Here is a 7,150-nt window from a genome sequence, read left to right as displayed (position 1 = left end):
CGGCAGGATGCGCGCGGGCTGCGCATTGCGGCGACCTTGCCGCAGGCTTCGCGGCTGCAGGGGCGGCTCGGCCAAAGCCAGCTCAAGCTGGCTGCGTCGGGCATGACCTTCGCCTATCCCGGCACGGTGAATATCAAGGGGCTCGATGTTGTGATCGGCAATCCCGATTCTGCCACGCATCTGACCGCCGCTGACTTCTCGGTTGTGTTCGGGCAGGCTCTGCAAGGGCGCTTTGCCGATGCTGAGGCGATGATCGGTCCGGTGCCGCTGCTGCTCACCCGGGGCAGCGGCAGCTGGAGCTATGCCGATTCGGTGCTGAGCGTAGCCGGGGAAGAGTGGCTGCTGCGTGACCGGACGGTCCCGGGGCGGTTTCAGCCTTTGCTCAGCCGCGACATGGCGTTGACGCTGGCCGATGGCCGGATCACCGCCAGCGGCCGCCTGCGCGAGCCGCAGACCGGCGCCGAGGTGGTGCGGGTGGCGATTGCGCACGATCTGGCCACGGTGAATGGCCAGGCTGATCTGTTCGTCGATGGCATCCGCTTTGATGAGGCTGTGCGCCCTGAAATGCTCTCCAATCTGGTACTGGGGATGGTCGCCAATACGCGCGGTCAGATCAAGGGCACAGGCCGGATCGACTGGAACGACAGCGGGGTCACCGCCAGCACCGGACGGTTCCGCACCGATTCGCTCAACTTTGCCGCCGCCTTCGGCCCGGTCACCGGCCTATCGGGCGAAATCGAATTTACCGATTTGCTCGGCATGGTCAGCGCGCCCGGCCAGAGCGTGCATGTGGCAGAAATCAACACCGGGGTTGCTGCTTATGACGGCATCATCCGCTACCGGCTGCTGCCTGATTTCCGGCTGGCGATCGAGGGCGGGGAATGGCCATTTGCCGGAGGCAGGTTGCGGCTCGATCCGGGCACGATCGACATGGTCACCGATCAGCCGCGTGCGCTGACGTTTCGGCTGGTCAGCGTGGATGCCGCCGAGTTCCTGCGGCGTTTTGAATTCGACAATTTTAACGCGACCGGCCATTTTTCAGGCGCACTGCCCATCGTGTTCGATAAGGATGGCGGGCATATCCGGGGCGGGCGACTGGATGTCGATGAAGGCGGGGGTACGCTCGCCTATGTGGGGGAGCTGACCTATGAGGACATGGGGGCGATGGCCAATTTCGCATTCCGGGCGCTGCGTTCGCTCGCCTACACCAATCTGGTGATCGAGATGGATGGCGACCTTGACGGCGAAATGATCACCAAGGTGCAGTTCGACGGCATCAGCCAGGGTGCGGGGGCATCGCGCAACTTCCTGACGCGGCAGATCGAAAAGCTGCCGATCAAGTTCAACGTAACCATCACCGCGCCTTTCCTGCAGCTGATGACATCGACGCGCTCTTTGTATGACACCAATTTCATCACCGATCCGGCGCTGTTTGGCATCCTGCCGGGACAGACGCCTGCCGCCCCCGCCAGCCCGGATCCAGAGCCGCCGCCCCCCAGAGTGCGTGAACCGGATATTCAGCCTGCAGAAAGCGAGACCATGCGATGACACGACCACTGACATTATCGAACACATGGGTTCGTGCGGGGCTGAAGCGGTTGGCAAGGCTGGGGGAAGACAACAGGCGACTGGCGGTTCTGCTGCTGCTGCCACTGCTGACTTCAGCCTGTGTGACCATTTCGGCCCCGGACAAGCCCATTGTGATCAACCTGAACATCAACATCAAGCAAGAGGTGGTCTACCGGCTCGATGGCGATGCCAAGGCGCTGATTGAACAGAACAAGGATATTTTCTGATGCGTGCAACATTCAAGGGCCTGCTGGCACTGGCCGCGCTGCCGATGATCGCGGGATCGATGTTCGCTGGCCCCGCCTTCGCCGCGCCCAATCCTGATTATGCGCGCGCCAAGGCCGCGGGCACCATCGGCGAATTGCCCGATGGCTATGTTGCGATCGTCGGATCGGGCGATTCGATGCTCGAACGCGTGGTCAGCGATATCAACAAGCAGCGTCGCGAGCTTTACACCGCGACCGCGATGGAAAAGAAGGCGACGGTCCAGCAGATGGCGTTTGTCACCGGCTGTAACACCATCGCCAACACCAAGCCGGGCGAGAAATACCAGTCGCCCGATGGCACGTGGCGGACTCGCGATGCCAGCGCTCCGGTGCGTGACACGCGCTGCCCCTGACGCACTGCTCACAGCAAAATCGAGAGAGCCCGGATTTTTTCGTGAAATCCGGGCTTTTTCATGCGCCATGGCGCAGCGCAGCATGGCCATTGACTTGGCCAGCCTGCCTTTCTAAACGGGCCGCGCCTTGGCGGGTCCGCTCGCCGCTTTTTTGCGTGGCTTTCGGATGTCGTTGCTTGAGGCGCGATAGCGAGGAAAAGCGTAAGTGGCGGCGGATGAACCCGGGCAAGACCCCTTTGGTGAAGACGAGCGGATTGATCGCATCGGTGATCGGCTCCGTGACATCGCAGCGAAGGAGCAGGCCGCAGCGAGCGGCAAATCGGACGCGGTCGATAACAATTATCGGTTGGGCAACCGGGTGCTCGCGGATCTGCTGGGGGGGATTGCAGGCGGGTTGCTGTTCGGCTGGCTGTTTGATCGCTGGCTTGGCACTTCGCCCTGGCTCCTGATCACGTTCCTCGTTCTGGGGATCATCGTGGCCTTCAGGAATATCATCCGGGTTACGAACGCATATTCGGCGGGGCTGAAAGATCAGCAAGGCCCGGCGGATGAGCATAAAGATTGAGACGAAGAGGTCAGTTGTGGCAGCCGAGTCAGGCAAAATCGACCCAATGCACCAGTTCGAGATCGCCCCGGTGTTCGGCGGCGGCTTTGACATTGCGGGCCAAAGTATCGCCTTTACCAACAGCGCGCTGTGGATGCTGCTGACGCTGGTGAGCCTGTGGGTGTTCATGCAGGGCGGCATGAAGCGCGAACTCGTGCCCGGCCGCTGGCAGCTGATGGTCGAAAGCTTCACCGGCTTTATCGATGACATGATGATCGCCAACATCGGCGCAGAAGGCCGCAAATATGCGCCTTACGTGTTCTCGCTGTTCATGTTCATCCTGTTTGCCAACATCCTGGGCCTGCTGCCCATTGGCGTATTCGGCGGACATCCTTTCACGGTCACCAGCCATCTGACGATCACCGGCATTCTGGCCATTGTCAGCTTTTCGATCGTGCTGATCGTCGGCTTTGGCCGTCATGGCCTGCACTTTTTCTCGCTGTTCGTACCGCAGGGCACGCCGCTGCCGATGATCCCATTCATTTTCGTCGTCGAGCTGCTGTCGTTTCTGGTCCGCCCGTTCAGCCTTGGCCTGCGACTGTTCGTCGCGATGACCGCCGGGCACATCCTGCTCAAGGTGCTCGCGGGCTTTGTGATCAACTCGACCAACGCCGGCGTTGGCTATGGTCTGATGGTTGGCCTGCCCAGCCTGACCCTGATGGTCGGCATCAGCGCGCTCGAAATTTTGGTCGCGGTTGTCCAGGCCTATGTCTTCGCGCTGCTCACCTCGCTGTACATCAACGACGCGGTGAACCTTCACTAAGTCTCTCTCTTCGCACTGTCTTTTCACTCAATCCAAGTTTCCTAAGGAGTATTACAATGGACGCAGAAGCTGCAAAACTGGTCGGTGCCGGCCTCGCTGCAATCGGTGCCGGCATGGCCGCCATCGGTGTGGGTAACGTGTTCGGTTCGTTCTTGGAAAGCGCGCTGCGCAATCCGGCGGCTGCCGATGGCCAGCAGGGCCGCCTGTTCATCGGCTTCGCCGCTGCCGAACTTCTCGGTCTGCTGGCGTTCGTCGTGGCGATGATCCTGATCTTCGTTGCCTGATTGACTGGCCGGGGCGGTGCGACATCGTGCCGCTCCGGCCCAGCCAATGCCTCAAACCCTGATCGACGGATAGCAGACCCATGCCCCAGATTGACCAGATCATGTCCACTTATGGTTCCCAGCTGTTCTGGCTGGTGATCACCTTTGGGCTGATTTATTTTGTCATTGGCCGGTCGATGCTGCCGAAAATCCAGGGCACGGTTGATCTGCGCAGGGGCAAGGTTGCCGGTGACATCGCTGCCGCCAAGGCCGCGCATACCCGCGCCGACGAGATCGAGGAAGACTATCGCATCGCGCAGGCCAAGGCACGCGACGCTGCCTTGGCAGTGACGGCCGAAGCCAAGGCCAGGGGCGTTCGTGAAGCCGAAGTGCGCGTGCGGGAGGCCGACGGCGGCATCGCCGCGCATCTTGCCGAGGCCGAAGCGGCGATCGCCGCGCAACAGGCTGCAACGCTCGCTGAAATCGAGGCGGTTGCGGTGGAAGCCACGCAGGACATTGTTGCCAAGCTGACATCCGCCAACGTGACTCCGGACAAGGTCAGCCAGGCCGTGAAGGGAGCGCTCGCCGATGCTTGATCTTTTCATTCTGGCATCAGAAGCAGGCGAATATGCCGAGCCTTCGGTGGGCGGTGTGCATCTGCTCAACGCGACATTCTTTGTTTCGGTGGCGATGCTGATCCTGATCGGCATTGTGCTGTACAAGAAGGTGCCCGCTGCGATCGGCGCATCACTCGACAAGAAGATTGCCGGCATCAGGGCCGAACTCGACGAGGCGCAGGCGCTGCGCACCGACGCTGAAAAGCTGCGCGCCGAATATGAAACCAAGCTGGCAGCAGCGACGCAGGAAGCGGCCGACATGCATGCCCGCGCCGAGGCAGAAGCCGAAGCGATACTCGCCAAGGCGCGACTCGACGCGGAAAATTTGATCGTGCGCCGCCAGAAGATGGCAACCGACAAGATCGCGGCCGCAGAGCGCGCGGCGGTCGCCGAAATCCGCAACAAGGTGGCGCGCGCCGCGACCGGCGCTGCCGCAGCACTGATCGCGGAAAATCACGACGCAGACGCCGACACGGCGCTGGTCAACCGCACCGTGGCTGAACTGGGCACCCGGCTCAACTAAATCGGGATCTTGCGTCCGGCTCTGGCCGGGATGCGCCAGTTTTTATCCTGCCCATGAAAAAAGGCCGCCCCGCAAGGGACGGCCTTTTGTTTGGGCAGATGCCGCTGACGTAAAATCAGGGCTGCTGCAGATAGGCGATCAGGTCAGCGCGCTTCTGCGCGTCGGGCAGGCCTGCAAACACCATCTTGGTGCCCGGCACGATGCGTGCGGGCTTCTCAAGATACTGGAACAGCTTTTCCGGGGACCAGGTGATGCCGCTGTTGGCATTGGCCGGCGAATACTGGAAGCCCTCAACCGAGCCGGCTGCGCGACCGACGATGCCGGCGAGCGACGGACCGATGCGGTTCTGGCCCGCTTCCTTGACGTGGCAGGTCTTGCACTGGATGAAGACTTTCTCGCCTTCAGCAGCGTTGCCGGTGAAATCAGCAAATTTGGTGCCGTCCAGCGTGTCGACATTGTCGGCTGCCGGGGCTTCGGCGACTGCCGGGCTGGGGGTGGCTGCAGGAGCATCGGCAGCAGCAGTTGCATCTGAATCAGCCGCCGGGGTTTCGTTGCCACCACCACAGGCGGCCAACAGGGCGACGCCGGCAATGACGCCGGTATAGCGCAATATACTCATTCTGGACATGAACTCTCCTCTTGCTCGGCGAGTGCGCGCCGGATAGCGCTTTGGTATATAGCCCTTCCTGCCGGATTGAAAAGACGTCGCCGACATTTTCCTGAATGAATTACAACGCAGGCGGTTCCAAACGTGCTGCCGTCTGGCTCCGCACTATCGTATATATGCTCTTGGCATTTTAGATCAGATCCAGTGGCCGCGCCTGTACCATTTGGTGATGATGTATTTGGTGCCCGATGTCACCGGATTGCCGCTGTGCAGGGTGTGCGGATTGGGTCTGCCATCGGGGCCCATGTTGTTCCAGATCAGCAGCATGCCGGTGCGCGGCAACATCTTGAAGCGCAGGCTTGGGAACTCGGTTTCACCGCCGCTCTTAGGTTCATTGAGAAAGGCCATCGCGGTCCAGCTGCGCTGCCCGCCCGCTTTGCGTTCGCGCGGCCAATAGGGTTCGGTATCGTGGAAATAGTCCTGATGCGGCTTGAACTGCTGGCCCACCTTGTAGCGCTGCCCCTGAAGGGTTTCGCCATGGCGCGGATTGATGCCCATCAGCTTGCAGATCCGGTCATCAATGTGCAGCACATTGGGGTCCCAGCGATCGAGATTGCAGCTGAAGCTGGTACGAAAGCCGTCTTCCTCCTGCTTCGCGGAGCGGTAAAGCTCCGATGGCACTGCGTCAGCGTTGATCATCGCGATCAGGCCGCGGCATTCGGCCTTTGATAGAAAGTCCTGATAGACATAAACCTGCATCGGCACGCTGATATCGGGCAGGTCTATGCGCTGGACGCGGGGGTGCGAATCGAGCCGCGCACCGACCGTTCGCCCGAACCGGGCCAGCGTGCGGCGATGGAAAAAGTCTGCAAGCATGGGCTAAGCGATGTGCGAACTGGCACCGGCGAGTCAAGCCACAGTGCACGTCACGCAAAACGGCCCGCCCGGATTATCCGAAGCGGGCCGTTGCAGTGAGTATTGAGGCTTACCAGAAGAAGTCGTGGATCACATCGACAACCCGTCCGGTGTAGATATCCACCAGCACCACATCGCCATAATAGCGTATCCAGCGGAACTGGCCGTAGGCGGGAGGCAGGCGGTAAGACCAGGGATCGTTGATCCAGAAATTTCTGGCGAAGAACGGCGCGCCGATGACAAAGCCGACATTGAAGCGCCGATAGTTCCAGCCGCGCACCGGTGCGAAATAACGTCCGGCGCGGAAGAAGTTGCGGTTCTGGTTGCGATAGCCATACCAGTCGAACCGCCTGTCATTGCGCCAGCCACGATTCCAGTTGCGGTTGTCCGCGCGGAAGCCGCGATTGTCAAAGCGACGATCATTGCGGAAATCGCGGTTGTCGAAGCGCCGATCCTGCCGAAAATCGCGGCGATCAAGGCGCCGGTCCTGCCGGAAGTCCTGCCGGTCAGCCCGGCGATCCTGACGGAAGTCCTGCCGGTCATTGCGACGTTCGGCACGAAACTCGGGCCGGGTCACATCGCCCTGGCGAAAGTCCTGACGGTCCCCACGACGATCCTGCCGGAAGTCCTGCCGGTCAGCCCGGCGATCCTGACGGAAGTCCTGCCGGTC

The 7,150-nt window shown here is 61.2% G+C and carries 11 protein-coding genes; 8 read left to right on the top strand and 3 right to left on the bottom strand.

Going from position 1 to position 7,150, the window contains the following annotated elements:
* From ACEW8G_RS14990 to ACEW8G_RS14955, 8 genes are all read left to right on the top strand, one after another.
* Window positions 1–1,548: YdbH domain-containing protein (locus tag ACEW8G_RS14990; protein WP_373489199.1), on the top strand; the 1,548-nt coding region annotated here is incomplete at its 5' end.
* Window positions 1,545–1,796 (top strand): YnbE family lipoprotein, encoded by a 252-nt coding sequence (locus ACEW8G_RS14985; protein ID WP_373489198.1) that lies wholly within the window; start codon window positions 1,545–1,547, stop codon window positions 1,794–1,796. The genes ACEW8G_RS14990 and ACEW8G_RS14985, both read left to right, overlap by 4 nt.
* A complete protein-coding gene (locus ACEW8G_RS14980; RefSeq protein ID WP_373489197.1) occupies window positions 1,796–2,188 on the top strand; it encodes a YdbL family protein in 393 nt (130 codons plus the stop codon). The genes ACEW8G_RS14985 and ACEW8G_RS14980 overlap by 1 nt, the downstream gene beginning before the upstream one ends.
* 205 nt (window positions 2,189–2,393) lie before the next feature.
* A complete protein-coding gene (locus ACEW8G_RS14975; protein ID WP_373489196.1) occupies window positions 2,394–2,753 on the top strand; it encodes an AtpZ/AtpI family protein in 360 nt (119 codons plus the stop codon).
* A 16-nt stretch (window positions 2,754–2,769) separates the two neighbouring features.
* The gene (locus tag ACEW8G_RS14970) at window positions 2,770–3,555 is read left to right on the top strand and encodes a F0F1 ATP synthase subunit A (protein WP_373489195.1); all 786 of its coding nucleotides are present in this window, start codon (window positions 2,770–2,772) and stop codon (window positions 3,553–3,555) included.
* A 56-nt stretch (window positions 3,556–3,611) separates the two neighbouring features.
* Window positions 3,612–3,839, top strand: coding sequence for a F0F1 ATP synthase subunit C (locus ACEW8G_RS14965; RefSeq protein ID WP_023839593.1), 228 nt, complete (start codon window positions 3,612–3,614; stop codon window positions 3,837–3,839).
* Between the two features lie 80 nt (window positions 3,840–3,919).
* Window positions 3,920–4,414, top strand: a complete 495-nt coding sequence (locus ACEW8G_RS14960; protein ID WP_373489194.1) for an ATPase — start codon at window positions 3,920–3,922, stop codon at window positions 4,412–4,414.
* On the top strand, window positions 4,407–4,958 hold the full coding sequence (locus ACEW8G_RS14955; protein WP_373489193.1) for a F0F1 ATP synthase subunit B: 552 nt from the start codon (window positions 4,407–4,409) through the stop codon (window positions 4,956–4,958). Before ACEW8G_RS14960 ends, ACEW8G_RS14955 begins: the two co-directional genes overlap by 8 nt.
* Before the next feature lie 115 nt (window positions 4,959–5,073).
* Here the strand turns inward: ACEW8G_RS14955 and ACEW8G_RS14950 are convergent, their stop codons facing one another.
* The 3 genes from ACEW8G_RS14950 to ACEW8G_RS14940 form a co-directional block, all read right to left on the bottom strand.
* A complete protein-coding gene (locus ACEW8G_RS14950) occupies window positions 5,074–5,577 on the bottom strand; it encodes a cytochrome c family protein (protein ID WP_373489200.1) in 504 nt (167 codons plus the stop codon).
* Window positions 5,578–5,760: 183 nt separating this feature from the next.
* The gene (locus tag ACEW8G_RS14945; protein ID WP_373489192.1) at window positions 5,761–6,441 is read right to left on the bottom strand and encodes a 2OG-Fe(II) oxygenase; all 681 of its coding nucleotides are present in this window, start codon (window positions 6,439–6,441) and stop codon (window positions 5,761–5,763) included.
* Between the two features lie 109 nt (window positions 6,442–6,550).
* Window positions 6,551–7,150, bottom strand: a 600-nt coding sequence (locus tag ACEW8G_RS14940; RefSeq protein WP_373489191.1) for an RcnB family protein, incomplete at its 5' end; no start/stop codon positions are given.

This window comes from Blastomonas sp., from assembly GCF_041747255.1.
Lineage (GTDB): Bacteria > Pseudomonadota > Alphaproteobacteria > Sphingomonadales > Sphingomonadaceae > Blastomonas.
The sequence above is the reverse complement of the archived record's forward strand: the minus strand, read 5'-3'. Positions and strand labels throughout refer to the sequence as shown.